The sequence below is a fragment of the Kitasatospora sp. NPDC048286 genome (assembly GCF_043201735.1).
Classification (GTDB): domain Bacteria; phylum Actinomycetota; class Actinomycetes; order Streptomycetales; family Streptomycetaceae; genus Kitasatospora.
Window position 1 is genome coordinate 180,361 of the sequence record NZ_JBICZE010000014.1, and the last position, 24,682, is coordinate 205,042.

Consider the following 24,682-nt stretch of genomic DNA (forward strand, 5'->3'; position numbering starts at 1 on the left):
CGGTTAGGCCTCCTGGCCCTGGGCGGGACACCGGTCGCGCCCAGGGCCAGGAGGCCGGCGCGCCTCACGGCTCCACCGCATGACCGCGGTACCCAGTCCAGCGTGACGACCCGGAGAGCAGAGTGATGACCGACTCCCCAGCAGCGGCCGACCGGATCGTGCAGACACCCGGCCGGGCAGCCGACAGCATTCTGCTGCGTGCGGTACGGCAGGCCGGTGGCTGGGCCCTTCTCCTGGTACTCGCGGCCGTCGGTAGCGTGCTGGCTCAGGTACTGCTGCCCGCGGTGGTCGGTGGCGCCGTCGACAGCGCGATGTCCGGCCGGACGGACGACGGACGGATCACCGCCTGCGCGGCGGTGATCGCCGTGTTCGTCCTCTGCGAGGTGCTGGCCGATCTCGCCGCCGGCCGCAGTTCTGCCGTCGGCACGGCCTGGCTGCGCAGGGCCCAGCTCGCCCACCTGCTCACCCTCGGCGGCCGGGTCACCGCCCGCTTCAACCCCGGCGATCTCACGGCCCGGTTGATCGGGAGCGCCGTCGACGCCGGCGCCGCCGCGGAGGCCGCCGTCTGGGCGGCGCTCTCCATCCTGCCGACCCTCACCAGCGTTGTCGCGCTCTGGCTGATCGACCCCTGGCTGGCCCTGACCTTTCTGGTCGGTATGCCCGCACTGGTCCTTTTCCTGCGCTCGTACGCCCAGGACATGTCGGTCCTGATCGCCCGGTACCAGAAGGTCCAGGGCGCCATCGCCGCCGGTTTCGTCGAGGCCCTGGGCGGCATGCGGACCATCGCGGCCGCAGGCACGATGGACCGGGAGGTGGAGCGCGTGCTGCGGCCGCTCCCGGAGCTGAGCGGCCTCGGCCACGGCTTCTGGCGGGCGCAGACCAAGGTCGCTGGCCAGAGCGCCCTGCTGGTGCCGCTGTTGGAGGTTGCCGTTCTCTCGGTGGCCGGTTTCGGGCTGGCCGCGAACCGAGTCACCTTGGGTGAGATGCTGGCGGCCTCCCGGTATGCAGCCCTGGGCGCAGGCGTAGGCATGACCGCGATGCTCCTCGGCCGCCTCGCCCGCGCCAGGGCTGGTGCCGGACGCATCCAGGAGGTGCTTGCGGAGCCCGCCATGGCGTACGGCACCGGGGTGCTCCCGCCGGGCCCCGGCCGCCTCGAACTCCGCGCGGTCACCATGCGGGTGGACGGGCAGGTGCTGTTCCAGGGACTCGACCTGACGGTGCCGGGCGGGGCTTCGCTCGCCATCGTGGGCCGGTCCGGCACCGGAAAGTCACTGCTCGCGGCACTGGCAGGTCGGTTGACGGATCCCCAGGCGGGAGCCGTCCTCCTCGACGGGGTGCCGCTGCCCGAGCTCTCGCGCGAGGAGTTGCGCGGCGCGATCGGGTATGCCTTCGAACGCCCGGCCTTGCTGGGCGGAACGGTCGGGGAGGCCATCGCCCTGGATGACGTGACGGAGACGGACCGGCCGAGGCTCTCCCGGGCCGCTGAGGCGGCCTGCATCGATGCCTTCGTCGACCGCCTCCCGGAAGGCTACCGCACCGACCTGCGGGGCGTGCCGATGTCTGGCGGCGAGATCCAACGAATAGGGCTGGCAAGGGCATTCATGCACCAGGGACGGGTCCTGGTGCTGGACGACGCGACCTCCAGCCTTGATACCGTGACCGAATTCCGGGTCAGCACCGCGCTCACCACCGAGCTGGCCGGCCGTACCCGCCTGATCGTCGCCCACAGGGCCTCGACCGCCGCCCGGTGTGACCTCGTGGCCTGGCTCGACGGCGGTGGCATCCGACGGATCGGCCCGCACAGTGAGCTCTGGGGCCTGCCCGAGTACCGGGCCGTCTTCCAGCCCGACGGTCCTGCCGATGAGGACCGGTCTGACGGTGCGAGCTCCAAGCCCGCCGAGGTGGGCGCGTGAAGGGGACGCCCGAGGTCTCGCTCCGAGCCGAACTCCTCGCCCCGCTGCGCCGTCGCCCGCGGGTGGTCGCCCAGCTGGCGTTGTGGTCGGCGATCGAGGCACTGCCCGGGTTCGTGGCCGGCCGGCTGGTGGCGAGCTCGGTCGACTCCGGCTTCGGCGCCGGCCGCCCAGCGGTCGGCATGGCCCACTTGGCCCTGCTCGGCGTCGCCGTGTTCGTCGGCGCATGGGCGACCCGCCAGGTCTACCCACGGCTGGCGGCCCTGGTGGAACCGCTGCGGGACGATCTGGTACGCAGGGTGGTCACCGGCGGGCTACGCGCGGCGCGGACGGCCCCCGAGCGGCCCGACACGTCGGGCGTCGCCCGGCTGACCCAGCAGGCGGAAATCGTCCGCGAGGCATACGCCGGGATCACCATGGTCGTCCGCAGGTTCGTCTTCAGTGTCGGCGGTGCCCTGCTGGGCATGTGCTTCCTGGAGCCGCTGGTTCTGGCCGTGGTCCTGCCGCCGCTGCTCGCCGCGGCGGGCCTGCTGGCGCTGATGCTCCGAAGCACGACCGACGGCCAGCGGGAACTGCTGCGCGCCGACGAGCGGCTCGCCGCCGAGGCGGGTGCCGTTATCGCCGGCTTGCGCGACGTGAGCGCAGCCGGCGCAGAAGGCTGGACCGGCGACCGGCTCTCGGCGGCAGTCGATCGGCAGGCTCGGGCGGCGCAGCGGGTAGCCCGGTTGACTGCCGGCCGCACCCTGGTGCTGGCCATCGGCGGCTGGCTCCCGTTGGTCCTGCTACTGTCCACGGCCTCCTGGCTGTCCGGCCATGGCGTGACGGCCGGCGTGCTGCTCGGCTCCGTCACCTACGTCATGCAGGGGCTCCAACCCGCTCTGCAGACCCTGGTCCAGGGCCTGGGCGGCAGCGGGGTGCGGCTGGCCGTCACCCTGCGGCGGATCCTGGAATCCGCCCCGTCCGAACCCACCACGCCGGCGGTCGTGCCCTCACCGCGCGTGCCCGGCCCGTACGGCGTCGAGCTGAGCAAGGTCAGTTTCGCCTACGGTCCCGATGCAGAGCCGGTGGTCCGCGACCTCGACCTGACGATCGGCCCGGGCGAGCACCTGGTGGTGGTCGGGCCCAGCGGGATCGGGAAGTCGACCCTGGCCGGCCTGATCGCCGGCCTGCTCCGGCCGACCAGCGGCGAGGTGCGACTCGGTGGGCTTCCGCTGCCCGACGACCCCGTCGAACTCGCCCGCCACCGCGTTCTGATCCCCCAGGAGGCCTACGTCTTCGCGGGCACCCTGGACGAGAACCTGCGCTATCTCAACGCCGACGCACGCCCGGGGGACGTGGACCGGGCGGTGGCCGCCATCGGCTTGGAAGGGCTGGTCGAACGGCTCGGCGGCTACCGGGCGCAGATCGCGCCGGACGGGCTCTCGGCCGGAGAGCGCCAGCAGATCGCGCTGGTACGCGCCTACCTGTCCCCGGCCGAGCTGGTTGTCCTGGACGAGGCCACCTGCCTCATGGACCCGGCCTCCGAGGCCCGGGCCGAGGAGGCGTTCATCCGCCGCCCGGGAGCCCTGTTGGTCATCGCTCACCGGATGAGCTCAGCGTTGCGGGCCGATCGGGTCCTGGTCATGGACGGGACCGCCACCATCGTGGGCTCCCACGAGGAGCTACTGACACGATCCGGCCTCTACCGAGACCTCGCCGGCCACTGGCTGCGCCCGGCCGGAGCCCACTGAAGCAACCGCGCGGGCGTCAGCCCATCCGGGGCTCCACCGGCAGCCAGCCCATCTCCTCGGCGATCCGGATCGCGTCTACCCGGCTGCGCCCCCCGGTCTTGGACACAGCCGCGGCCAGGTGGTTCCGGGCAGTGCCCGTCGAGATGAAGAGACGGGCGGCGATCTCGGTGACGGAGGCGCCCTCTGCCGCGAGCCGAAGGGTGTCCAACTCCCTGGGCGTCAGCGGGTTCTCTCGCACGTCCAGGGCGGCCAATGCCAGCTCCGGGGCGATGGCGCGCTCCCCGACGGCCACCTTCCTGATCGCCGCAGCCAGTTCCTCGGCCGGGGCGTCCTTACCCAGGAAACCGAGAACGTGGGCGGCGAGCGCACTGCGCAGGTACGCCGGGCGAACCAGCCCGGTGAGGACCAACGTGCCGCATTCCGGGAGCTTCCGGCGCAGTTCGGCCGCGGCCCGCAGCCCGTCCAGCCCGGGCATGTCGATGTCGAGGACTGCCACGTCCGGCCGTACTTCGAGCGCGGTCGGCACGACCAGATCCCCGCGGCCCACGTCGGCGACGACTTCCAGATCGTCCTCGTACGCGAGGAGAGCCATCAGAGCGCTGCGCACCATGCTCATGTCCTCGGCTAACAACACCCTGATCATCAGCAACTCCCCCTGTCGGATGACCGTCACACACGGCACTTCATTAGACAACACGCCGTGACTCGGCGCGGGACGGTTCCGGTGCGTTCGCCGTACGGGCCGCCGTCGTCGTCGGGCCGGACACCCGGATCGGGAAGGGGCCGGGCGGCCGCCACTTCCGGTGGCATCTCGGGCGACTACGCTGGTCGGCGTTGGGGCAGCCTGTGGCGCCCGGCCGGCCGAAGGTGTCCGGTCCGGAGTGATGTGCGAATTCGTTCAGTACCATTGCAAGACCGAGGAGACACCTACGTGGCAGAGCGCAAGCCCATCGAGTCCTGGCTGACCGACATGGACGGGGTCCTCATCCACGAGGGCACTCCGATCCCCGGGGCGGAGGAGTTCCTGCGCAAGCTGCGGGAGTCCGGCAAGCCCTTCCTGGTCCTCACCAACAACTCCATCTACACCCCGCGCGACCTCAGCGCCCGGCTCGCGGGAATGGGGCTGGAGGTGCCCGAGGAGTGCATCTGGACCTCCGCCCTGGCCACCGCCAAGTTCCTCAAGAGCCAGCGGCCGAACGGGACCGCGTACGTGATCGGCGAGGCGGGGCTGACCACCGCGCTGTACCAGGCCGGTTACGTGCTCACCGACAACAACCCCGACTACGTGGTGCTCGGCGAGACCCGCACCTACTCCTTCGAGGCGCTCACCAAGGCGATCCGCCTGATCAACCAGGGCGCCCGGTTCATCTGCACCAACCCGGACGAGACCGGCCCCTCCACTGAGGGCGTGCTGCCGGCCACCGGCTCGGTCGCGGCCCTGATCACCAAGGCGACCGGGGTCGAGCCGTACTTCGTCGGCAAGCCCAACCCGCTGATGATGCGCGAGGCGCTGAACACCGCCGGGGCCCACTCCGAGACGGCCGTGATGATCGGCGACCGGATGGACACCGACATCGTCGCGGGCATGGAGGCCGGCATGGAGACCATCCTGGTGCTCACCGGGCTGACCTCCGCCTCCGACGTGGAGCGCTTCCCGTACCGGCCGGGCCGTGTGGTCCAGTCGATCGCCGACCTGATCGAGCTGATCTAGGGGCGTCCTCGCCCCGGCAGCCCTCTGGCCGCCGCGGTTCTGTCGTGGGCCCCGTTCCGGCCGGTCGCCGGGGCGGGGCCGCTTCGTACCCGCGGGGAGGGGCGGGCGGCCGCTTCGTCCCCGCGGGCCCGCGACCGGCTCCGGGGACGTGAGTTGTCGGTGGGGCTGTGTAGCGTTCGGGGTGAAAGAGGGCGTGCGGCGCAGCAGCCGCGGTGTGGGAGGTAGATGTCGTGACGGACACGGTCGAGGCGGGCGTGGTCGAGGCCGGCGCGGGCGGCGGGCTGGAGCTGCCCGAGTCCTGGCGCGAGGTGCTGGGCGCCGAGACGGAGAAGCCGTACTTCGCCGAGCTGGCGGCCTTCGTGGCGGCCCAGCGCGCGGAGCACGAGGTGTTCCCGCCGAGTGGCCAGGAGTTCGCCGCGCTGGAGGCCACCCCGTACGACAAGGTCCGGGTGCTCGTGCTCGGCCAGGACCCGTACCACGACAACGGCCAGGCCCACGGCATGAGCTTCTCGGTGCTGCCGGGCACCAAGACGCCGCCGTCGCTGCGCAACATCTTCAAGGAGCTGGACGCCGACCTGGGCATCCCCGCCCCGGACAACGGCTACCTGATGCACTGGGCCGAGCAGGGCGTGCTGCTGCTCAACGCGGTGCTCACGGTCCGCGCGCACGAGGCCAACTCGCACAAGGCGAAGGGCTGGGAGAAGTTCACCGACGCCGTGATCAAGGCGGTGAGCGACCGCGAGGAGCCGGTCGTCTTCGTGCTGTGGGGCAACTACGCGAAGAAGAAGCTGCCGCTGATCGACACCGCCAAGCACGTGGTGGTGCAGGGGGCGCACCCGTCGCCGCTGTCGGCCAAGCTGTTCTTCGGCAGCCGCCCGTTCTCCCAGATCGACACCGCGCTGGACTCCTTCGGCGCCGAGGCGATCGACTGGCAGGTGCCGAACCTGAAGGAGGCGTGAGCCTCGGCTCGAGCACCTCGGTGTGAGCACCCTGGTTCGAGCACCTCGGTTCGAGTGCTGGTGGCCGTGGGCCGGACGGGTTCGATGTCCCGTTCGTCCACGGCCACTTGGCGTTCAGTGACGGTGGCCGTCGGCCGGTACCGGGTGTGCTTAGCTGGTGCCGACCGGTCGCCGGACCGGTCGGGGGAGGGGCGTCACGTGCACGGGCTGGGGCGGACGGGGACGTTGCGGTGGGCCGTGGGGGCGCTGCTGGCCGGGGTGATGGCCGTCGTTTCCGGCTGCAGCGGGTCGGACGGCGGCACGCCGGGCGCCGTCGCGAGTTCGGGGCCGGGCGGGGGTGGAGGCGAGGGCGTCGGCGCGGGTCAGGGCGGGGGGTTCGCCCAGCTCCCCGGGCAGGCCTTCTACGTCTCCGACCGGACCAACGCCGCCCACCAGGTGACCGCGCTGCGCGGCCAGGGCCGGACGGCGGAGGCCGACGAGCTGCAGCGGATCGCCGCCCAGCCGTCCTCGCAGTGGCTCGGCGAACAAGGCGCCCGGGAGATCGCCGAGCAGGTGAGCCGGCAGGCCACCGAAGCGGGCCGGACGGCGGTCTTCGTCGCGTACGACATCCCGCACCGCGACTGCGGCCAGTACTCGGCCGGCGGCGCCCCCGACGCGGCCGCCTACCGGGCCTGGATCACCGGCGTCGCGCAGGCCCTCGGGGACCGCAGGGCCTGGGTGGTGCTGGAGCCGGACGCCGTCGCGCACACCCTGGACGACTGCGGGATCAAGGGCGACCTCGCCGCCGAGCGGTACGGCCTGCTGGCCTTCGCCGTCCAGGAGTTGAAGAAGAACCCGAACGCGCGGGTCTACCTGGACGCCGGCAACCCGGGCTGGGCGCAGGACCCGGCGGAACTGGCCACCGCCCTGCGCAAGTCGGGCATCGCGGCGGCGGACGGCTTCGCCGTGAACGTCGCCAACTTCTACGACACCGACCGGAACGCGGCGTACGGCGCCAGTCTCTCCGCGGCCCTCGGCGGGAAGAACTTCGTCATCGACACCAGCCGCAGCGGCAACGGGGCACTGGGCGGCGCCTCCTGGTGCAACCCGCCCGGGCGCGCGCTCGGCGAGCGGCCGACCACCGGGACCGGCCGGCCCGGGGTGGACGCCTACCTGTGGATCAAGAACCCGGGGGAGTCGGACGGCGACTGCGGCCGGGGCGAGCCCCGGGCGGGCGAGTTCTGGCTGCCGTACGCGCTCGGGCTGGCGCGGGCGGCGCGCTGAGGACGCTCGCTCCGCCGGGGCCGCCCGTCCCGCCCGCTCCGCCCGGGCCGCCCGCGCCGTTTCTCGGGCGTCAGCCGGTGACCTGGATCCAGCGGGCGACCGACGGGGTGCCGGCGGCGTCCGTCAGGAACAGCATGTACCAGCCCGGCGGCAGCAGGTCGGCGCTGCCGGGCAGGGCGAGCGAGACGCCGTCCGCCGTCCGCCCGGTGACGTCCAGGGCCACCGAGCGCTGCTCGACGTCCGTCACGTGGGTCACCGAACTCGGCCGGATCAGCTTGGCGGTGGCGACCGCCTCCGGCCGAGCGGTACCGACCGTGACGGACCCGCCGAGCCTGGCCGTCCGCGGAACGGCACCGACCTGCGGGCGGTCACCGTGGTACAGGTACGGCGGGGTGTAGATCTCGATGCGCTGCTCGAAGCCACCCGGCTGCGTCTCGGCCTTGTCTGCGAAGAGCGGGTTGGAGCCGAGCACGGCGACCCGGCCGTCCGGCAGCAGCAGCGCCTCGGAGTGGTAGTTGCGGCCGACGGTCGGCTCGGCGGCGGTGCTGAAGCTGTTCGAATCCGGGTGATACACCTGCGCCTTGAGCAGGTCGCTGTCGCCGCGGCCGCGGTAGCCGCTGGATCCGCCGGTGGTGAAGACGGTGTCGTCCGGGAGGATCACGCTGTTGAGGTAGCGGGTGCCGCCGGCCGGCAGGTCAGGACCCGGGGTGAAGACCGGTTTGGCGGAGGAGAGGTCCGCGATGTCGGTGCGGGCCGTGGACAGCGGGGACTCGCCGACGCCACCGCCGCCGAGCACCATCACCCGCTGCGCCTGCGCGGGCGGCAGCAGCACCGAGGAGGAGGTCTCGGTCAGGCCGGGGTCGCGCAGACCGGGGACGGGCTGGAAGGCCCCGTTCGAGAGGTCCCACAGGCCGGGCTCGCGGCCCTTGTCGCCGGGGCCGTAGCCGCCGTTGGAGCCGGAGTAGAAGAGCCGGCCGGAGGCGGTGAGGAAGATCGCCGGGTAGGTCGGGAAGTAGTGGTCGGGGCCCTTGGACCAGGACTTGGTCTTCGGGTCGTAGATCTCGTTGTCGTTGCCGTTGAGGATCTCCCCGGTGTCGTCCAGCCCGGAGACGGTGACCACCCGGCCGTCGCCCAGCCCGGTCAGCGTCGGGTACCAGCGGGCGTGGGCCATGTCGGTGACCGGCTCGTACAGTTCGGTGTCCGGGTTGAACTCGAAGGCGGAGCGGATGCCCTGGTACTCCTGCTTGTCCAGGGTCAGCTTCTCGTTCTGCCCGTACAGGTTGTGGGCGTCCGCGCCGCTCAGGCCCTTGATCCGGTACTGGGCGGGGGAGTCGGAGGCGTAGTCCGGGCCCGGGCCGACCGCCTCCACGTACACGTGCTGCTCGCCGGCGGTCACCACGGTCTGCTTGCCGGAGCCGGTCTTGGTCGCGGCCGGGACGGTCACCGCGGCGGTGCTGGCGTACTCGTGGCCGTTCGGGGCGACGAAGACGGTGCCCTTGGGGAACGTCCGGTCATGCTCCGGGCTCTCGTTGCGCACCCGCATGACGCCGGCCGCCTTCTTCACGGCGCCGGCCAGCTTCTCGTAGCGCTGGGTGCCGCCGGCCACCAGGACGCGGCCGTCCGGCAGCGAGGTGTGGCCGCCGCAGAACATGTCGGCCGGGGTGGGGACCAGCTTGTAGGTGTTCTCGGCCGGGTCCCAGAGCAGGCTCTTGAAGGTGCCCGCGTTGAACTGCTTCTCGTCGTTGCCGGAGCCGGCCACGATCAGGACCTTGCCGGTGCGCAGCAGGGTCGCGTGCACGGCGTTGACCCGGAACTCGGCGGGCAGCGACAGGGTCTGCCAGTGGCCGTACTGCGCCTTGTACTCGGGGCGGTTGATCACGTAGTGGTGGTACTGCTCGGAGGCGAAGCCGAGGACGGCCGGCGCGTTCATCCCGGCCACGGTCAGTGCGACGGTGCTGCCGAGGGCGAGGCGCTTGGTGCGGCCGGCCTTGTGGATCTTCACGTGGGTGCTCCCCTCGGGAGGTCGTCAGTGGGTGGGTGTCAGGGGGTGTCCGGGCGGTACGGGAGCTCCGGGGGCTGCGGGGGGTAGGGGAGCTCCGGGGGGTACGGGGGCTGCGGGCGGTACGGAGGCTGTGGAGGCTCGGGGAGTTCGGGGATCGCGGGCGTGGCGGGCGTGGCGCGGGCGGCGCTTCTCCAGGAGGACGCCAGGGGTCGAGGCCGGGCCACCGGTGACGGTGAGGGTGGCGGTGGGGCGGGTCCGTCGGCGACGGACGGCGTCGCCGACGGTGATCAGGACCGGCAGGAGGGTGAGCAGGAGGGCGATCCAGGCCCAGGTGCGCATCGCGGCGTGGTCGTAGCCGGTGAAGTAGGAGGCGGTGATCGCGCCGCCGAACACCAGCGTCCAGAACAGGTGGAAGCGGAAGGCGCCGAGCCGGTCGGTACTGGCCGAGCGGCCCTTGGGCGTCACCACGAAGCGGCTGCGGCGGCGGACGAGTGCCTGGAGCAGCGAGGCCGCGTAGACCGGGCCGCAGAGCGCCGACATCACCATGCCGGCGACCCCGGAGGAGCCGGCCGGCTCGTGCGGGCTCACATTGTGCTTGCGGTTCCAGGTGTAGAGCAGGAGTTGGAGCGCGGCGGCGTCGCTGTAGAGCATCATCCAGATCTCCGAGGAGACGTGCACGCCGGAGGCGCCGAAGCCCAGGTAGAGCACGCTGGACAGGCCGCCGAGCAGCCAGGTGAGCGCCGCCATCGGGTAGAAGCCCACCATCAGCGAGTAGTTGAGCAGCCGGCCGGGCGACAGCTTCCACAGCACCCGCCAGTACTGGGTGAGCAGGGTCTCGTAGGTGCCCCGGCTCCAGCGCAGTTGCTGGGAGAAGAAGTCGGTCCAGGAGGACGGCCCTTCGCCGACCGCCAGCACGTCCGGGGTGTACACGGACTTCCAGCGCTCCCCGGTCTCCGGGTTCCGGCTGCGGTGGAACTCCAGGCCGGTCGCCATGTCCTCGGTGATGGAGTCGTACAACCCGCCGATCGACTGGAGCGCCCGAATTCTGACGGCGTTGTTGGTGCCCACGAACATCGGTGCGCCGTAACGGTTTCCGGCGCGCTGGATGAGGGCGTGGAAGAGGTACTGCTGGCTCTCGGAGAACCTGGTGACGGCCGAGCCCGAGGTGCGGTAGTTCCCGTACACCTGGGGGCCGACCACGAATGCCACGTCCGGGTCGCGGAAGTAGCCGAGCATCCGCTCGCAGAAGTCCGGCAGCGGGACGTGGTCGGTGTCCACGGACACCCAGAACTCGTAGTCGTCGCCGTGGGCCTGGAGCCAGGCGTTGTAGTTGCCGTGCTTGGTCCCGGCGCGGAACCGACCCTTCGGCCGGTTCCAGTGCGGGCGGCCGGCACGGCTGAAGTGGCGCACGCCCAGTTCGGTGCAGAGCGCCTGCATTGCAGGATCGTTTCCCTCGTCCAACAACCAGACGTCGTACGGTCCGTTGTGTCGCACGGTCCGGGCCGCGGTCAGCGTGGCCCGGACCATCTCGGGCGGTTCCTTGCCCGGCACGCAGGTGGTGAGGAAGGCGACCCGGGTCCCGGCCTCCGGTGTCACCGGGACCGGGTCGCGGGCGACCAGCGTGGCGTGGGTGTTGGAGACGACGTTGACCAGCCGGAACACCTCGACCACGGCGATGATGCCGATCATCACCTTGTCGCCCAGGAGTACCAGGGAGTTCGTCTCGTCCAGCCGCTCGGGCCAGTGCTCCGGCAGCAGCAGCCAGACCAGCAGCACCGCCTCCACCACGGGGGCCGCCATCATCAGCAGGGCGGCGCGGATCCGGTGCGGCTCGCGGCGCAGCAGGCTGCGGTACCGGACGCGGTAGGGGGGCGCGGGGGGTGGGTCGTAGTCGTACGGGGCGGCCGTCGGGGCAGGGCCGTACGGGGAGGCGGCCGAGGTGGGGCCGTACGGGGCGCCGGGGGGTGGGTCGTACGGGGCGGCCGTGGGGGCGGGGCCGTAGCGGGCGGCCGGTTCGGGCCAGTAGACGCCGCCGCCGAGGTCGTCGTCCTCGTCCGGGTCGTACGCCGGGCCGGCGAGACGGCTGAAGTGGCCGTAGTCGTAAGGGGCTTCGGGAACGGGAACGGCGCTCAGGGTGGCCTCGTCCAGCTGCCCGGGACCTCGCCCGTGGGCCGTTCCGACGCCCTTTCGTCGTGAGAACGGCGGCGTGGTCATAGCTGCTCCCCCCGGAGTTCGCGCCTCGCTCGGCTCGCTAGGCTCGCTCGGCTTCTGCGTGGGCTTGCCTCGACTCGGAGCCGTCCGGGTGGAAGTGGAACAGGGCGGAACGGGGCGGAACCGGTCGGCGTCAGCTCGAATCGGCTGGGCCGTCCAGCGCATTCGGCGTGTGCGATCGGTTCCGTGGAGCGTCGGTGCGGCGGTGCGGCGGCTTCGAATTCGGGATCCCGATGCACTTTCCCGTTTCCCCTCCGGGCACGTCGGGATCCTTGGTCCCCTCAACTCTCCCTGAGCGCAACGGTGATCGCAACCAGTCCGGGAGATCGCCGCCGCCGAGGCATGAAGATGCCACGGTTCCCGACCGCAATGGCGGGGGTTGATGCTATTGCGGGGGAATCGGGTTCCGGGGTGGCTTGTGGGTGCTCAGCGGGTGATCCGCGAGTGGTCTGTGGGCGGTTCGCGGGTGGTTCGCGGGGCAGCGGAACGGCCGGACCGTCCCTCAGGGGCGACCCGGCCGTCCGTACGGGAGCGGACTGCTCAGAGCGGGGGCAGCAGGGTGGCATCGGTCGCCGACCGGACCTCCGCGAAGTCCACGCCCGGAGCCGTCTCCACCAACCGCAGGCCCTCCGGGGTCACGTCGATCACGGCGAGGTCGGTGACGATCCGGTCCACAACTCCGCGCCCGGTGGCCGGAAGTGACAGTTCCTCGACGATCTTCGGCGAGCCGTCCCGGGCGGTGTGCTCCATCACCACGATCAGTCGACGGGCCCCGTGCACCAGGTCCATCGCGCCGCCCATGCCCTTGACCATCTTGCCGGGGATCATCCAGTTGGCGAGGTCCCCGGCGGCCGACACCTGCATCGCGCCGAGCACCGAGACGTCGATCCGCCCGGCCCGGATCATGCCGAAGGAGACGGCGGAGTCGAAGTACGAGGCGCCGGGGGCGACCGTCACCGTCTCCTTGCCGGCGTTGATCAGGTCGGCGTGCTCGGTGCCCTCCTCCGGGAACGGGCCGACGCCGAGGATGCCGTTCTCCGAGTGCAGCACCACCTCGACGCCCGGCGGGAGGTGGTTGGGGATCAGGGTCGGCAGGCCGATGCCCAGGTTCACGTACTGGCCGTCGCGCAACTCGCGGGCGGCGCGGGCGGCCAGGGCGTTGCGCAGGTCGAGGGCGGGGGCGGCGGGGGTGCCCGTGACGGGGGCGGGGTCGGCAGTCTCGATGGGCATCGGGTCAGGCCTCCTGGAGTGCGGGGCGGACGGTCCGGCGCTCGATGCGGCGGTCCTCGGGGTCGGCGGCCACCACCCGGTCGACGTACACCCCGGGCAGGTGCACCGCGTCCGGCGGGAGCTCGCCCGGTTCGACGATCCGGTCCGCCTCGACCAGGGTGATCCGGCCCGCCATCGCGCAGAGCGGGTTGAAGTTCCGGGCGGCGGCGTGGAAGACGCAGTTGCCGTGCCGGTCCGCCACCTCGGCCCGGACCAGCGCGAAGTCCGCCGTGATCGCCTCCTCCATCAGGTACCGACGGCCGCCGAACTCCCGCACCTCCTTCGGCGGGGAGGCCAGGGCCACCGAGCCGTCGGCCGCGTAGCGCCAGGGCAGCCCACCCTCCTCGATCTGGGTGCCGACCCCGGCCGGGGTGAAGAACGCCGGGATGCCGGATCCGCCCGCCCGCAGCCGCTCGGCCAGCGTGCCCTGCGGGGTCAGCTCCACCTCCAGCTCGCCGGAGAGGTACTGCCGGGCGAACTCCTTGTTCTCCCCGACGTACGAGGAGGTCATCCGGGCGATCCGGCCCGCCCGCAGCAGCAGGCCCAGCCCCCAGTCGTCCACCCCGCAGTTGTTCGAGACCACCCGCAGTCCGGTGGCACCGGAGTCCACCAGGGCGCCGATCAGCGTGCTCGGGATGCCGCAGAGGCCGAAGCCGCCGACGGCCAGGACCGCGCCGTCGGGGATGTCCCCGACCGCGTCGGCGGGGGAGTCCAGGACCTTGTCCAAGGGGTCACCTCGTGAGGGAGTGGGAGGAGGGGAGGAACGGAGGGCGGAGGGGTGGAGGGAGAAGGGAGGAGGGGGAGGAGACGGGGAGGGCAGGCGGGGGACAGAAGGAAGGAGACGGCGGGGACGGGCAGGCGGTGGGACGGACGGGCAGGCGGGGAGGGGTGGCCGGCGGGCTCGGGAACCGCGCGGAGCCCACGGCCGTGCCAGGCCGGGCTGGGGTCCTGCCTGGGCCGGACCGGGTCGGACGCGCCGCTGGGGTGGCTGCTGCCGGACGGGCTCCGCGCCCCTCCACCGTCACCGGGCGGGGGCCGCCGCAGCCATGGCGGCCACCCCCATGGGTGGGCGCGGATTCGTGTCGGTGGGCCACACCTGTGAACCCGGGGGACGGCGACCGGCCGACGGTATGTCGGTTGCCACCACATCCTGGTGGGCTGATGCGTCGACCAGGCACATGTCGCTGCTCTCACCGCACACCTACGGTTCCCGCATCCACCCCGCCGCACCTCAGGAGTCGGTCACCATGCGCAGCTCGACAGCCCCCTCCAGGACCGCCTCCGGCGCCCGCCTGGGCGACTCCCTGACCGGCGGCCCGACCCGGAAGCTCGCCGCCCTCGCGGCCTGCGTCCTGCTCGCCTCGGGCTGCGCCAAGGCCGGCACGGCCGGGACGAGCGCGGCGGACGGTGGATCGAAGGGCCCGATCAAGGTCGGCCTGGTGTACTCCAAGACCGGACCGCTGGCCGCCTACGGCAAGGAGTACCTGGAGGGCTTCAAGGCCGGCCTGAGCTACGCGACCAAGGGCACCGGCGCGGTCGACGGACACAAGATCGAGTTCGAGGAGCAGGACGACGCCGGCGACCCGGCCAAGGCGGTGTCCGCCGCCAAGGACCTGATCGGCAAGGGCTACAAGGTGCTGGCCGGCTCCACCGCCTCCGGCGTGGCCCTCCAGGTCGGCCCGATCGCCGCCCAGAACAAGGTGCTCTTCATCAGCGGCCCGGCCGCGGCCGACAAGGCCACCGGGCTCAACAAGTACACCTTCCGTTCCGGCCGCCAGTCCTACCAGGACATCAAGACCGCGGCCTCGTTCGTCGGTGACGCCAAGGGCAAGAAGGTCACCGTGCTCGCTCAGGACAACGCCTTCGGCCAGGCCAACGTGGCCGCCGTGAAGGCGGTGCTCGGCGCCGAGGGCGCGACGGTCGACCAGGTGCTCGCCCCGCCGAGCGCCACCGACCTCACCCCCTTCGCCACCCAGGCCAAGACCGCCAAGCCCGACCTGCTGTTCGTCGCCTGGGCCGGCGACACCGCCTCGGCCCTGTGGACGGCGCTCAACCAGCAGGACGTGTTCGCCGACACCAAGGTCGTCACCGGCCTCGACCTGGCCGCCTCCTACCCGCTGTTCGGCCCGGCCGGCGAGAAGATCTCCTTCCTGAACCACTACTTCGACGGCGCCGCCGGCACCCCGGTGGAGAAGGCCATGACCGACGCCGTCACCGCCGCCGGGGGGAAGACGGACATCTTCACCCCGGACGGCTTCACCGCCGCCCAGATGATCGTGCACGCCGTCGAGTCCAACCACGGTTCCGCCGACGACACTTCGGCCCTGGTCAAGGCCCTTGAGGGCTGGAGCTTCGACGGGGTGAAGGGGAAGACCACGGTCCGCGCCGAGGACCACGCCCTGCTCCAGCCGATGTTCCAGGTGCGACTGACCGGCAATGGCGCCGCCGCCAAGCCCTCGGTGGAGAAGACCCTGACCGCGGACGAGGCGGCACCCCCGGTCACCCCGATGGCGGGCTGATCCCGATGTCCGCCCGTACCACCTCCACTCCTTCCGGCTCCTCCGTCGCGTCCGCCGCGTCCACGTCGTCCGTGCGTTCCTCCGCGTCCTCCTCTCCGGTGCTGCGACTGGACGGGCTCGGCTGGGCCGTCCGTGGCGTGCCGATCGTCGAGGACGTCTCCTTCTCGGTCGGCGAAGGCGAGTTCATCGCCTTCATCGGGCCCAACGGCGCCGGCAAGACCTCCCTGTTCAACCTGATCTCGGGCATCTACCCGGCGACCCACGGCAGCCTCTACCTCGACGGTGCGGACATCACCGCCGAGGCGGTGCACGCCCGGGCCCGCCGCGGGCTGGGCCGCACCTTCCAGACCTCCTCCCTCTGGCCGGGGATGACCGTCGCCGACCATGTCCGCCTGGCCGCCCAGGCGGCGGCCGGGCCGCGTGCCTCGTACCGGCTCTGGCGCCGCGCCGACCGCTACGAGCAGCAGTTGGCCGACACCTTGGAACGCACCGATCTCACCCACCGTGCGGACACCCTGGCCAGTGCGCTCTCGCACGGGGAGAAGCGCAAGCTGGAGCTGGCCGTCCTGCTGGTCTCCGAGCCCCGGCTGATCCTGCTGGACGAGCCGATGGCCGGTGTCAGCGCGGAGGAGGTGCCAGCTCTCACCGAGCTGATCCGCTCCGTGCACCGCGACCTGGGCCGGACCGTCCTGATGGTCGAGCACCACATGGACGTCCTGCTCGGCCTGGCCGACCGGCTCGCGGTGATGCACCACGGCACCCTGCTCGCCCTGGACACCCCCGAGGCCGTGATGGCCGACCCGACCGTGCAACAGGCCTACCTGGGTGAGGCGTTGTGACCTCCTCTCCGTTCTCCGCTCAGCGCACCTCTCCTTCGGCGCGCTCCGCCTCCTCGCCGTCGTCCGCTGCCGATCCCCTCCTCTCCGTCCGCGATCTGCGGGTGGTCATCGACGGGCTGCACATCCTGCACGGCGTCGACTTCGATGTGGCCCCCGCCGGGGTGACCGCACTCCTGGGCCGCAACGGCGCTGGCAAGACCACCACCGTCAAGGCCGTCATGGGCCTGGTGCCGCGCACCGGAAGCATCCGGCTCTCCGGCGCCGAACTCTCCTCCCTTCCCACGCATCTGGTCGTTCGGCATGGCATCGGGTACGCACCCGAGGACCGGGGGATCTTCGCCGGCCTGACGGTCGCCGAGAACCTCCGCCTCGCCGAGCGCGCCGCCGGGAGCGGGAGCGGGAGCGGGGGCGAGGCCGGTGAGCCGAACTACGCGCTCGTCCACGAGCTCTTCCCCGAACTCAAGCAGCGGGCGGGCCAGTTGGCCGGGACGCTCTCCGGCGGCCAGCAGCAGATGGTGGCGATCGGCCGGACGCTGCTCAACCGCAATCGGTTGATCATCGCCGACGAGCCCACCAAGGGCCTGGCCCCGAAGATCGTCGCCGAGGTGGCCGAGGTGCTGGCGCGTGCGGCCGAGGCCGTGCCCGTCCTGCTGGTCGAGCAGAACCTCGCCCTCGTCCGCCGGCTGGCCGGCACCTGCGCCGTCCTGGCCGACGGCCGCACCGCCCACCGCGGTGACACCGCCGAGCTGTTGGCTGACGAGGAAGCCGCCCGCCGCCTGCTCGGCGTCGGCTCCCACCACCCGCTCGCCGGCGGGCCCCGGCCCGCCTCCTCCCCGGCCGCCCCTGTCGTCACCGCCGAGGTGAAGCCCTGATGGACACCGTCGTCCTCCTTTCCTGTACCGGGCTCGGTCTCGGTGCGTTGTACTTCCTGGTCGCCTCCGGTCTGTCACTGATCTTCGGTCTGATGGACGTGCTCAACTTCGCGCACGGCGCCCTGCTCTCCATCGGCGCCTATGCCACCTGGTGGGCCGGCACCGAGGCTGGCTTCTCCTTCTGGCTCGCGGTGCCGTTCGGCACCCTGGTCGGAACGGCCGCCGCCGTCCTGCTGGAGCTCTTCCTGATCCGGCCCCTCTACAGCCGCCCACGCGACCAGATCCTCGCCACCGTCGGGGTCGGGCTCGCCGTACCCGCCCTGCTGATGGGGATCTGGGGGGCGGACTCCCGCCCCTTCCCCCAGCCGGAGCTGCTGTCCGGCACCTGGCACGTGCTCGGTGCGACCGTCCCGGTCAACCGCTTCGTGCTGGTGGCCGCCGCCGCCCTGCTGCTGCTCGCTCTTCGGTTGTTCCTCGCCCGCACCCGCTACGGGCTGATCGTCCGGGCCGGCGTCGAGGACCGGGCGATGGTCACCGCGCTCGGCATCGACGTCCGGAAGGCGTTCACCCTCGTCTTCGCCCTCGGCGGGGCTGCCGCCGCCCTCGGTGGCGCCCTCGGGGGCCTCTACTTCGGTTCGGTCAACCCCGGCCAGGGGACCGGCCTGCTCATCTTCGCCTTCGTCGTCGTGGTCATGGGCGGCATGGGCTCCGTGACCGGAGCCGCCGTCGCCTCGGTGGGCGTCGGCCTCGTCCAGCAGTTCGCCAACTACTACACCGGCGCCGGGCTCGGCGACCTCTCGGTCGTCGTCCTGCTCGCCGTGCTGCTTCTCGTCCGACCCCGTGGACTCACCGGGAGGCTCGCGTGAGCGCCGAAACACCGATCACGAGCACCGGTGGTCCTGCGGCCGGCCGCAGCGCCACCCGTCCGACAGGGGGGACTGACACCAGCCCTGCCGTGACCACCAAACCGGCAGAGGGGACTGACACCAGCTCCGCCGACACCGCCACTGTGGCAAGGGGGACTGACACCGGCCTTGCCGAGACCCATTGTGAACACAAGGCCGAGCCCGGCGCCATCCCTCGAACAGGTGATTCGGTTACTATTCGTTGGACAGGAGTGCACAGAGCGCTACGCTGGTGGCCGATCGCTCTGCTGATCACGCTCCTTGTCGCCCCATATAGTGCGCTTCCCGTCCCGGGACTGCTCGACGGCCCGCTCGGCAGCCCCGGAAGCCTCCAACTGATGGCCCTGTGCCTGCTCTACGGGGGCCTCGCCACCGGTTACGACCTCCTGCTCGGTCGGACCGGACTGCTTTCCTTCGGCCACGCGCTCTACTTCGCGACCGGCCTCTACGCCACCGACCTCGGCATGCTGGAGCTGCAACTGCCGTTCGCCGCCGCCGCGGTGTTCGGCGTCGCCTGCTCCGTTCTGCTGGCCCTGCTGCTCGGCTCGGTCAGCCTGCGTGTCACCGGTATCGGCTTCTCCATGGTCACCCTCGCCTTCGCCCAGGCCGGCTCGATCCTCGTCCAGCGCAACCCCGGTGGCGCCACCGGTGGCGAGGAGGGCCGCTCCGCCCCGGCCGAGCTGCTGCCCTCCGGTCTGCTCGGGATCGAGAACACCGCCAACCTCTACTGGATCGCCGTCGGTTACCTGGTGCTGACGGTCGCCGCGGTCCACTGGGCCGTCAAGTCGCCCATGGGTCGGGTCTGGGAGGGCATCAAGGAGAACGAGCGCCGGGTCGAGGTGCTCGGACTGCGGCCCTACGGCTACAAGTTGGTCGCCTTCGTGCTGTCCGGCGGGCTCGCCGGCCTGGGCGGGGTGGTCTACCTGCTGCTGACCGGTGGCGCCACCCCGCAGGCCGCCACCTCGGACGCCACGCTCGCGCTCCTGGTCATGGTCGTCCTCGGCGGCTCCGGCACCCGCTGGGGGCCACTGCTCGGTGGTGTGCTGTACACCTGGGCGAGCCACCGGCTCGGCGACCTCGCCAACTCGTCGACCGTGGCCGACCTGCCGGCGGTGCTGAAGGTGCCGCTCTCCCAACCCCTGTTCCTGCTGGGAGCCCTGTTCGTCGCCGTGGTCTACCTGCTGCCCGGCGGCCTGGCCAGACTGCCTGCCCGCATCCGGTCCGCCCGGTCCGCGCGCTCAGCTCCGGCGCCGACCGGCCTCGGAACCGCCCACCCCACCGGAGGTACCCCCGCGTGAGCCAGTCGCCGCTGAAGCCCGAGGAGTTGACCGTCCCCGTGCCCGGCGGGGACCTCGCCGTCCTGCGCTGGCCCGCCGACGACCCGCAGGCCCCGACGATCGTGGCGGTGCACGGCATCACCGCCAACGGCCTCGCCTGGTACGAGGTCGCCCGCCGGCTCGCCGGTCGGGTCACCCTGCTCGCGCCCGACCTGCGGGGCCGCGGCGCGAGCCGCTCGGTCGCCGGACCGTACGGGCTGGCCCGGCACGCCGACGACGTGGCCGCGCTGATCGGCGCCCTGGGCTCGGGGCCCGTCACGGTGGTCGGCCACTCGATGGGGGCCTGGGTCACCGCGCTGGCCGCCGTCCGGCACCCCGAGCTGGTCCGTCGCGTCCTGCTGGTCGACGGAGCGGTCACCTTCCCGCTGCCGCAGGGCGTTCGCGAGGAGGACGCCCTGGCCGCCGTGCTCGGCCCCGCGCTGGCCCGGCTGTCCACGACCTTCCCGGACCGGGACGCCTACCGGGAGTTCTGGCGCGGCCACCCCGCCTTCGCCGGCGAGTGGACCGAGGGGATCGACGCCTACACCCAGCGCGACCTCGTCGGCACGGAGCCCGAACTGCGCTCCTCCTGCGTGCTGGAGGCGGTGCAGACCGACGGCGCCCAGGTCCTGCTGGACGAGGACGCGGCAGCCGCCGTGCACCGGCTGCCCTGCCCGGCCGACCTGCTCTGGGCCGAGCGCGGCCTGTTCGACGAGCCGCAGGGCCTCTACGACCACGAGCGGATCGGGCTGGCCCGGCTGGACCAGGAGCGGGTGTCCGCCGTGCCGGTGCCGGGCACCAACCACTACTCGATCCTCTGGGGTGAGGCCGGGGCGGACCGCATCGTCCGCACCCTGCTCGCGGACGCCCCTGCCGCCGGCTAGCCGCCCGCCGCCGGGTAGCCGCCCGACCCCGGGAGCCGACCGGGACGACAACGGCCGGCGGGGGCCGAACCCCCGCCGGCCGCCGGCGGCGCCAAGGGCGTCCGCCCCTCGGCGCGGGGCGTCAGCCCGCCGTGCCGAGGAAGCTCTCCCAGCCGCCGGCCGGCGCCTGGCCGACGTTGAGCGAGCGCAGCTTGCGCAGGGTGGACTGGTCCTGCACCTCCAGCCACTCGACCAACTGCTTGAAGGAGACCAGCCGGACGTCGGGCTTGCCCGCGATGGCCTTGAGGGCCTCCTCGACGGCGTCCATGTAGATGCCGCCGTTCCACTGCTCGAAGTGGTTGCCGACGAAGAACGGCGCGCGGTTGCTGTTGTACGCCCGCTCGAAGCCCGCCAGGTAGGAGTTGGCGGCCTGGGTGCGCCACTCGCCGTACATGGCCGGGTCGCCCTTGGTGCTGCCCTTGGACTGGTTGGCCAGGATGTTGTAGTCCATCGACAGGACCTGGAAGGTGTGCCCGGGGAACGGGATGGACTGCAGCGGGAAGTCCCAGATCTTGCCGTCCTGCACCTTCTGCGGCCATATCTGGAGGCCGCCCGAGGAGCTGGCGTCGTACTTCCAGCCCAGGTTGGCGATGGTCGGCAGCAGCGCCTTCTGGCCCTCCAGGCACGGGGTGCGGCCGCCGATGAGCTCCTTCTTGTAGTCGAAGGGGAGCGGGTCGACGTCGGTGAAGCCGGTGTTGGTCCGCCACTGGGTGACGAAGCCGATCGCCTGGTCGATCTCGCTCTGCCAGTCCTCGGGGGTCCACACGTTGACCCCGTTCTTGTCCGGACGGCTGGAGCAGAAGTGCCCGTTGAAGTGGGTGCCTATCTCGTGCCCGGCCAGCCAGGCCTGGCTGATGAGCTTGAGCGTGCTCTTCACCGCGCCGTCCGACAGGTACGGGATGTCGGAGGCGCCGACCGAGTGCTTCGGCGGGTGGTACAGGTCGGCCTTGCCCTTGGGCAGGGCGTAGATGCCCGAGAGGAAGAAGGTCATCGTGGCCTTGTACTGCTCCGCCAGCTTCAGGAAGCGGGGGAACTGGCCGTCCTCGGTGCCGCCCGCGCCGTCCCAGGAGAAGACCACGAACTGCGGCGGCCGCTCGCCCGGCTTGAGCTTCTCGGGCTTGGGCTGGTTCGGCTGCGGGCCGGTGTCCGCGTTGGAGCCGTCGCCGATCGGGGTGCCCTTGGGCACCACCGCCCGGGTGGGGTCGGTGGTGCCGCCCTGGGGCGTGCTCGCGCCGCCGGAATCCTGGGAGACGGAGGGGGAGCCCTTTCCGCCCGAACCGGATCCGCCGCTGGAACAGGCTGTGACCGCGCCGAGGGCCGCGGTCGCCGCGGTCGCACTGAGCACCGTCCTGCGCGAGATGCTGGTCATGGTCTCCCCTGGGTGCCGACGCCGGTGGTGAGGGCGGCCCGCAGCCGCACCGGTCAAATCGGGCAATTGATGATTATTTCGCCGTTAGCTTGTCATGTCGCCACAGCGGTCACCAAGGTCGCCGAGCGCTGACGACTCTCAACACGCCGGGCATGACCGGCTGGGCTGCGGGGATGCGTCGACTGTTGCCGTCCTGTGACGCTTCCCACCCCTTGCGGCCCGGTCAGTACGGTACCGCCGGTCGGCTCGCACTCCGGTGGAGTTCGTCTGCGTTCGGCCCGGTTGGTCGCCCTTTTGGGAAAACTTTTGCCCCTTGCTGGGCTGGGGCGGCCCGAGGCCCGCCAAGGGGCACTGCCGGACGGAACGGGCGGAGCGGCGGAGCGGATCGGCCGGAAAGGAGCGGGGCCGGCCGGAAGTGGACGGGCCGGTCGGTCGGCGACGGCTGCCGGGCGGACCGTCAGAGCGCGGCGAGCCGGCGGGTGCGGCGCACCATGCGCGCGATCGCGGTGCTGATGGCGGTGGCCGCCGCGCAGGAGACCACGAGGCTCAGCCAGGCGGTGTTGAACCAGTGGCTGTTCAGCCAGCCCAGCGTCACGATGTAGGCGGCCCAGACCATCGCCGCCAGCGCCGACCAGTGCAGGAACCGGTGCGGATGGGCGGGGGAGTGGCCGATGGCCAGGTCGAGGACGGTCCGCCCGGCCGGGACGAACCGCGCGATCACCACCATCGCGGCGGCCGTCCCGTGGGGGCGTTCGATCAGGGCCTCCTGGACCCGGGTCACGCTGGCCGCCAGTTTGGGGCGCCGGGCGAGCCGGCGGTGCAGCACCGGGGCACCGCGCCGGGCCAGGTTGAGCAGTAGGAGGTCGCCCAGGAAGGAGGCCAGCGCCACGCCCAGTCCGAGCATCAGGGGCGCGCCGTTGACCTGGGAGGTCTTGAGCACGGCCAGGATGACCAGGGTCCCGCTCGGGATGAACGGAAGGAGTGCGTCACCGAGCACGGCGACGAGCGCCAGCGCGCAGATCCACGAGGATCCGATCGCCGCCACGAAGTTCAAGGCCCTTTACTCCCTCCACGCCTCCCGGAGGAGCAGGTGGCTGCAGGGGTCAACGCTAGCGCCTCGACCTTTCATGGCATGAAGCACCCCGGTATGGGATGGATCACGGCTGTTGATTCCGGCCGCGCCGCGAGGTGGCGAACCGTGCGTCCGGGCCGTCCGGGGCGTGCGGCACCCGGGGGCGGAAGGCCGCCGGAACCCGAACGAGCCCCCGGGGCGGGGTGCCGCGCCGAGGGCTCGCAGTGATCGTCCGGTGCTGGTCCAGCCCGACGATCTTGCTGGTGGAGTGCGGATCCCGCTCCGGCGACCCGCTCCTGGTCCCCAGCCTGCCGGACATCGGCCCCCGCCGCGAGCACCGGCACTGGCGACTTCCGGCGCTGGCGGGAAGTCGCCAGCCGTGTTCGCCCGCTGGCTCTGCGTCAGTCGAAGGGTCGGTCGGACTTGGCGCGAAATGGCCGAAATCCACCTGGACCCTGGCCGGACGGCACCCCAGGGGCGGGAACAGCGGGCCGCCGGCCGTGGTTGACCCCGGTCGGCGACAGCGACCGGCGGGCCCACCCGGGCCGCGCGGTCGCCACGACGGCCGGCTCCAGGACGGCCGGCTCAAGGACGGCCGGCTCAAGGACGGCAGCCAGGAGGGCGGACGGGATGACCACCGAGGACCAGCAGGAGCACGGAACCGGGCCGGCGGCCGGCGCGGCGATCCGGGGCACCGCCCGCGGAACGGCACCCGCTCCGCTCTCGATCCTCGACCTGGCCACCGTCGGCGTCGGCCACACGCCCGCCGAGGCCCTCGCCGCCACCACCGAACTGGCCCGCAAGGCCGAGCAGTGGGGCTACCACCGCTTCTGGGTGGCCGAGCACCACGGCATGCCCGGGGTGGCCAGTTCCACCCCGGCCGTCCTGCTCGCCCACCTCGGGGCCAACACCACGACGCTGCGGCTCGGCTCCGGCGGCGTCATGCTCCCCAACCACGCCCCGCTGGCCATCGCCGAGCAGTTCGGCCTGCTGGAGGCCCTGCACCCCGGGCGGATCGACCTCGGACTCGGCCGCGCCCCGGGCACCGATCCGGCCACCGCCCGGGCGCTGCGCCGAGGCCTCACCGAAGGCGCGGACGACTTCCCCCAGCAGCTCGCCGAGCTGACCCACTTCCTCGACGGCGACTTCCCGGACGGCCACCCGTACGCCCGGCTGACCGCCGTCCCCAAGGGCGAGGGCCGCCCGCCGGTCTGGCTGCTCGGCTCCTCCGGCTTCAGCGCCCAGCTGGCGGGCCGCCTCGGCCTCCCGTTCGCCTTCGCCCACCACTTCAGCAGCGCCAACACCCTCCCGGCGCTGGACCTCTACCGGTCGTCCTTCCGCCCCTCCGCCGTGCTCGCCGAGCCGTACGCGCTGATCGGCGTGAGCGCGGTCGCCGCCGCCGACGAGCCCTCGGCCCGGCGCCTCGCCCGCTCCGCGGCCCTCGGCATGCTCCGCCTGCGGCGCGGCAACCCCGGCCCGATCCCCACCCCGGAGGAGGCCGAGGAGTACCCGTACAGCCCGGTCGAGGCGGACTTCATCGACAGCTGGCTCGACAACGTCGTGCTCGGCGACCCGGGCCGGGTCGCCGACGGACTGGAGGCACTGCGCAAGCGGACCGGCGTGAACGAGCTGATGGTCACCTCGCACATCCACGGCCACGAGGCCCGCCTGCGCTCCTACGGCCTGATCGCCGAGGCGTACGGCCTGACGGCGACGGCCTGATCGCCGAGGGGTGCCGCGTGACGGCGACGGCCTGACCGGCCGGCGGGGCACGGTCCACACGGTGGCGGTCCGCGCACTCGGTCTGTCCAG

19 protein-coding genes are annotated in these 24,682 nt (G+C 72.3%); 12 read left to right on the plus strand and 7 right to left on the minus strand.

The features are described 5' to 3' along the window. Nucleotides 1–125: 125 nt before the first annotated feature. Together ACGF13_RS30395 and ACGF13_RS30400 are read left to right on the plus strand one after the other, a co-directional pair. Nucleotides 126–1,913, plus strand: coding sequence for an ABC transporter ATP-binding protein (locus tag ACGF13_RS30395; protein ID WP_392881162.1), 1,788 nt, complete (start codon nucleotides 126–128; stop codon nucleotides 1,911–1,913). Further along, entirely contained in the window at nucleotides 1,910–3,640 is a 1,731-nt protein-coding gene (locus ACGF13_RS30400; RefSeq protein WP_392881165.1) for an ABC transporter ATP-binding protein, read from the plus strand. The genes ACGF13_RS30395 and ACGF13_RS30400 overlap by 4 nt, the downstream gene beginning before the upstream one ends. A 16-nt stretch (nucleotides 3,641–3,656) precedes the next feature. On the opposite strand, the gene ACGF13_RS30405 is transcribed toward ACGF13_RS30400, so the two are convergent. Then, nucleotides 3,657–4,283: a DNA-binding response regulator gene (locus tag ACGF13_RS30405; RefSeq protein ID WP_392881372.1), complete on the minus strand. Its 627-nt coding sequence runs from the start codon at nucleotides 4,281–4,283 to the stop codon at nucleotides 3,657–3,659. Between the two features lie 288 nt (nucleotides 4,284–4,571). On the opposite strand from ACGF13_RS30405, the gene ACGF13_RS30410 reads away from it, so the two are divergent. The 3 genes from ACGF13_RS30410 to ACGF13_RS30420 all read left to right on the plus strand — a co-directional run bounded on the left by ACGF13_RS30410 (nucleotide 4,572) and on the right by ACGF13_RS30420 (nucleotide 7,573). After that, nucleotides 4,572–5,351, plus strand: coding sequence for an HAD-IIA family hydrolase (locus tag ACGF13_RS30410; RefSeq protein WP_392881167.1), 780 nt, complete (start codon nucleotides 4,572–4,574; stop codon nucleotides 5,349–5,351). 230 nt (nucleotides 5,352–5,581) lie between these two features. Continuing rightward, nucleotides 5,582–6,310, plus strand: coding sequence for a uracil-DNA glycosylase (locus tag ACGF13_RS30415; RefSeq protein ID WP_392881170.1), 729 nt, complete (start codon nucleotides 5,582–5,584; stop codon nucleotides 6,308–6,310). A gap of 225 nt (nucleotides 6,311–6,535) precedes the next feature. Then, nucleotides 6,536–7,573, plus strand: a complete 1,038-nt coding sequence (locus ACGF13_RS30420; protein ID WP_392881173.1) for a glycoside hydrolase family 6 protein — start codon at nucleotides 6,536–6,538, stop codon at nucleotides 7,571–7,573. A gap of 70 nt (nucleotides 7,574–7,643) precedes the next feature. On the opposite strand, the gene ACGF13_RS30425 is transcribed toward ACGF13_RS30420, so the two are convergent. The 4 genes from ACGF13_RS30425 to ACGF13_RS30440 all read right to left on the minus strand — a co-directional run bounded on the left by ACGF13_RS30425 (nucleotide 7,644) and on the right by ACGF13_RS30440 (nucleotide 13,782). Continuing rightward, entirely contained in the window at nucleotides 7,644–9,575 is a 1,932-nt protein-coding gene (locus tag ACGF13_RS30425) for a galactose oxidase-like domain-containing protein (RefSeq protein ID WP_392881176.1), read from the minus strand. A gap of 24 nt (nucleotides 9,576–9,599) precedes the next feature. Continuing rightward, nucleotides 9,600–11,789 carry a glycosyltransferase family 2 protein gene (locus tag ACGF13_RS30430; RefSeq protein WP_392881178.1) on the minus strand — a complete coding sequence of 730 codons (2,190 nt, stop codon included), beginning with the start codon at nucleotides 11,787–11,789 and terminating at the stop codon, nucleotides 9,600–9,602. 537 nt (nucleotides 11,790–12,326) lie between these two features. Beyond that, nucleotides 12,327–13,016, minus strand: a complete 690-nt coding sequence (locus tag ACGF13_RS30435) for a 3-oxoacid CoA-transferase subunit B (RefSeq protein ID WP_392881180.1) — start codon at nucleotides 13,014–13,016, stop codon at nucleotides 12,327–12,329. 4 nt (nucleotides 13,017–13,020) lie between these two features. After that, the gene (locus tag ACGF13_RS30440) at nucleotides 13,021–13,782 is read right to left on the minus strand and encodes a CoA transferase subunit A (protein WP_392881183.1); all 762 of its coding nucleotides are present in this window, start codon (nucleotides 13,780–13,782) and stop codon (nucleotides 13,021–13,023) included. A gap of 520 nt (nucleotides 13,783–14,302) precedes the next feature. On the opposite strand from ACGF13_RS30440, the gene ACGF13_RS30445 reads away from it, so the two are divergent. The 6 genes from ACGF13_RS30445 to ACGF13_RS30470 all read left to right on the plus strand — a co-directional run bounded on the left by ACGF13_RS30445 (nucleotide 14,303) and on the right by ACGF13_RS30470 (nucleotide 20,390). Continuing rightward, nucleotides 14,303–15,574 carry a substrate-binding domain-containing protein gene (locus tag ACGF13_RS30445; RefSeq protein ID WP_392881186.1) on the plus strand — a complete coding sequence of 424 codons (1,272 nt, stop codon included), beginning with the start codon at nucleotides 14,303–14,305 and terminating at the stop codon, nucleotides 15,572–15,574. A gap of 5 nt (nucleotides 15,575–15,579) precedes the next feature. Further along, the gene (locus ACGF13_RS30450; RefSeq protein WP_392881188.1) at nucleotides 15,580–16,413 is read left to right on the plus strand and encodes an ABC transporter ATP-binding protein; all 834 of its coding nucleotides are present in this window, start codon (nucleotides 15,580–15,582) and stop codon (nucleotides 16,411–16,413) included. A gap of 95 nt (nucleotides 16,414–16,508) precedes the next feature. Next, nucleotides 16,509–17,285 (plus strand): ABC transporter ATP-binding protein, encoded by a 777-nt coding sequence (locus ACGF13_RS30455; protein ID WP_392881375.1) that lies wholly within the window; start codon nucleotides 16,509–16,511, stop codon nucleotides 17,283–17,285. After that, nucleotides 17,285–18,151, plus strand: a complete 867-nt coding sequence (locus tag ACGF13_RS30460) for a branched-chain amino acid ABC transporter permease (protein WP_392881190.1) — start codon at nucleotides 17,285–17,287, stop codon at nucleotides 18,149–18,151. Before ACGF13_RS30455 ends, ACGF13_RS30460 begins: the two co-directional genes overlap by 1 nt. A gap of 236 nt (nucleotides 18,152–18,387) precedes the next feature. Continuing rightward, on the plus strand, nucleotides 18,388–19,488 hold the full coding sequence (locus ACGF13_RS30465; protein ID WP_392881376.1) for a branched-chain amino acid ABC transporter permease: 1,101 nt from the start codon (nucleotides 18,388–18,390) through the stop codon (nucleotides 19,486–19,488). Next, nucleotides 19,485–20,390: an alpha/beta fold hydrolase gene (locus ACGF13_RS30470; RefSeq protein ID WP_392881192.1), complete on the plus strand. Its 906-nt coding sequence runs from the start codon at nucleotides 19,485–19,487 to the stop codon at nucleotides 20,388–20,390. Before ACGF13_RS30465 ends, ACGF13_RS30470 begins: the two co-directional genes overlap by 4 nt. Nucleotides 20,391–20,511: 121 nt before the next feature. Here the strand turns inward: ACGF13_RS30470 and ACGF13_RS30475 are convergent, their stop codons facing one another. Both ACGF13_RS30475 and ACGF13_RS30480 read right to left on the minus strand, forming a co-directional pair. After that, nucleotides 20,512–21,798 carry a hypothetical protein gene (locus tag ACGF13_RS30475; RefSeq protein WP_392881194.1) on the minus strand — a complete coding sequence of 429 codons (1,287 nt, stop codon included), beginning with the start codon at nucleotides 21,796–21,798 and terminating at the stop codon, nucleotides 20,512–20,514. A 457-nt stretch (nucleotides 21,799–22,255) separates the two neighbouring features. After that, entirely contained in the window at nucleotides 22,256–22,843 is a 588-nt protein-coding gene (locus ACGF13_RS30480; protein WP_392881379.1) for a DedA family protein, read from the minus strand. 657 nt (nucleotides 22,844–23,500) lie between these two features. Between ACGF13_RS30480 and ACGF13_RS30485 the strand changes: the two genes are divergently transcribed. After that, complete coding sequence (locus ACGF13_RS30485; RefSeq protein WP_392881196.1) at nucleotides 23,501–24,592, plus strand: LLM class flavin-dependent oxidoreductase; 1,092 nt, start codon at nucleotides 23,501–23,503, stop codon at nucleotides 24,590–24,592. The last annotated feature ends 90 nt before the right edge of the window (nucleotides 24,593–24,682 follow it).

Bases quoted from the DNA above. Each gene is read 5' to 3' on its own strand.
- ACGF13_RS30430 (WP_392881178.1), bottom strand. From the start codon at position 11,789: ATGACCACGCCGCCGTTCTCACGACGAAAGGGCGTCGGAACGGCCCAC.
- ACGF13_RS30405 (WP_392881372.1), bottom strand. From the start codon at position 4,283: ATGATCAGGGTGTTGTTAGCCGAGGACATGAGCATGGTGCGCAGCGCT.
- ACGF13_RS30460 (WP_392881190.1), top strand. From the start codon at position 17,285: ATGGACACCGTCGTCCTCCTTTCCTGTACCGGGCTCGGTCTCGGTGCG.
- ACGF13_RS30395 (WP_392881162.1), top strand. From the start codon at position 126: ATGACCGACTCCCCAGCAGCGGCCGACCGGATCGTGCAGACACCCGGC.
- ACGF13_RS30475 (WP_392881194.1), bottom strand. From the start codon at position 21,798: ATGACCAGCATCTCGCGCAGGACGGTGCTCAGTGCGACCGCGGCGACC.
- ACGF13_RS30450 (WP_392881188.1), top strand. From the start codon at position 15,580: ATGTCCGCCCGTACCACCTCCACTCCTTCCGGCTCCTCCGTCGCGTCC.
- ACGF13_RS30445 (WP_392881186.1), top strand. From the start codon at position 14,303: ATGCGCAGCTCGACAGCCCCCTCCAGGACCGCCTCCGGCGCCCGCCTG.
- ACGF13_RS30435 (WP_392881180.1), bottom strand. From the start codon at position 13,016: ATGCCCATCGAGACTGCCGACCCCGCCCCCGTCACGGGCACCCCCGCC.
- ACGF13_RS30485 (WP_392881196.1), top strand. From the start codon at position 23,501: ATGACCACCGAGGACCAGCAGGAGCACGGAACCGGGCCGGCGGCCGGC.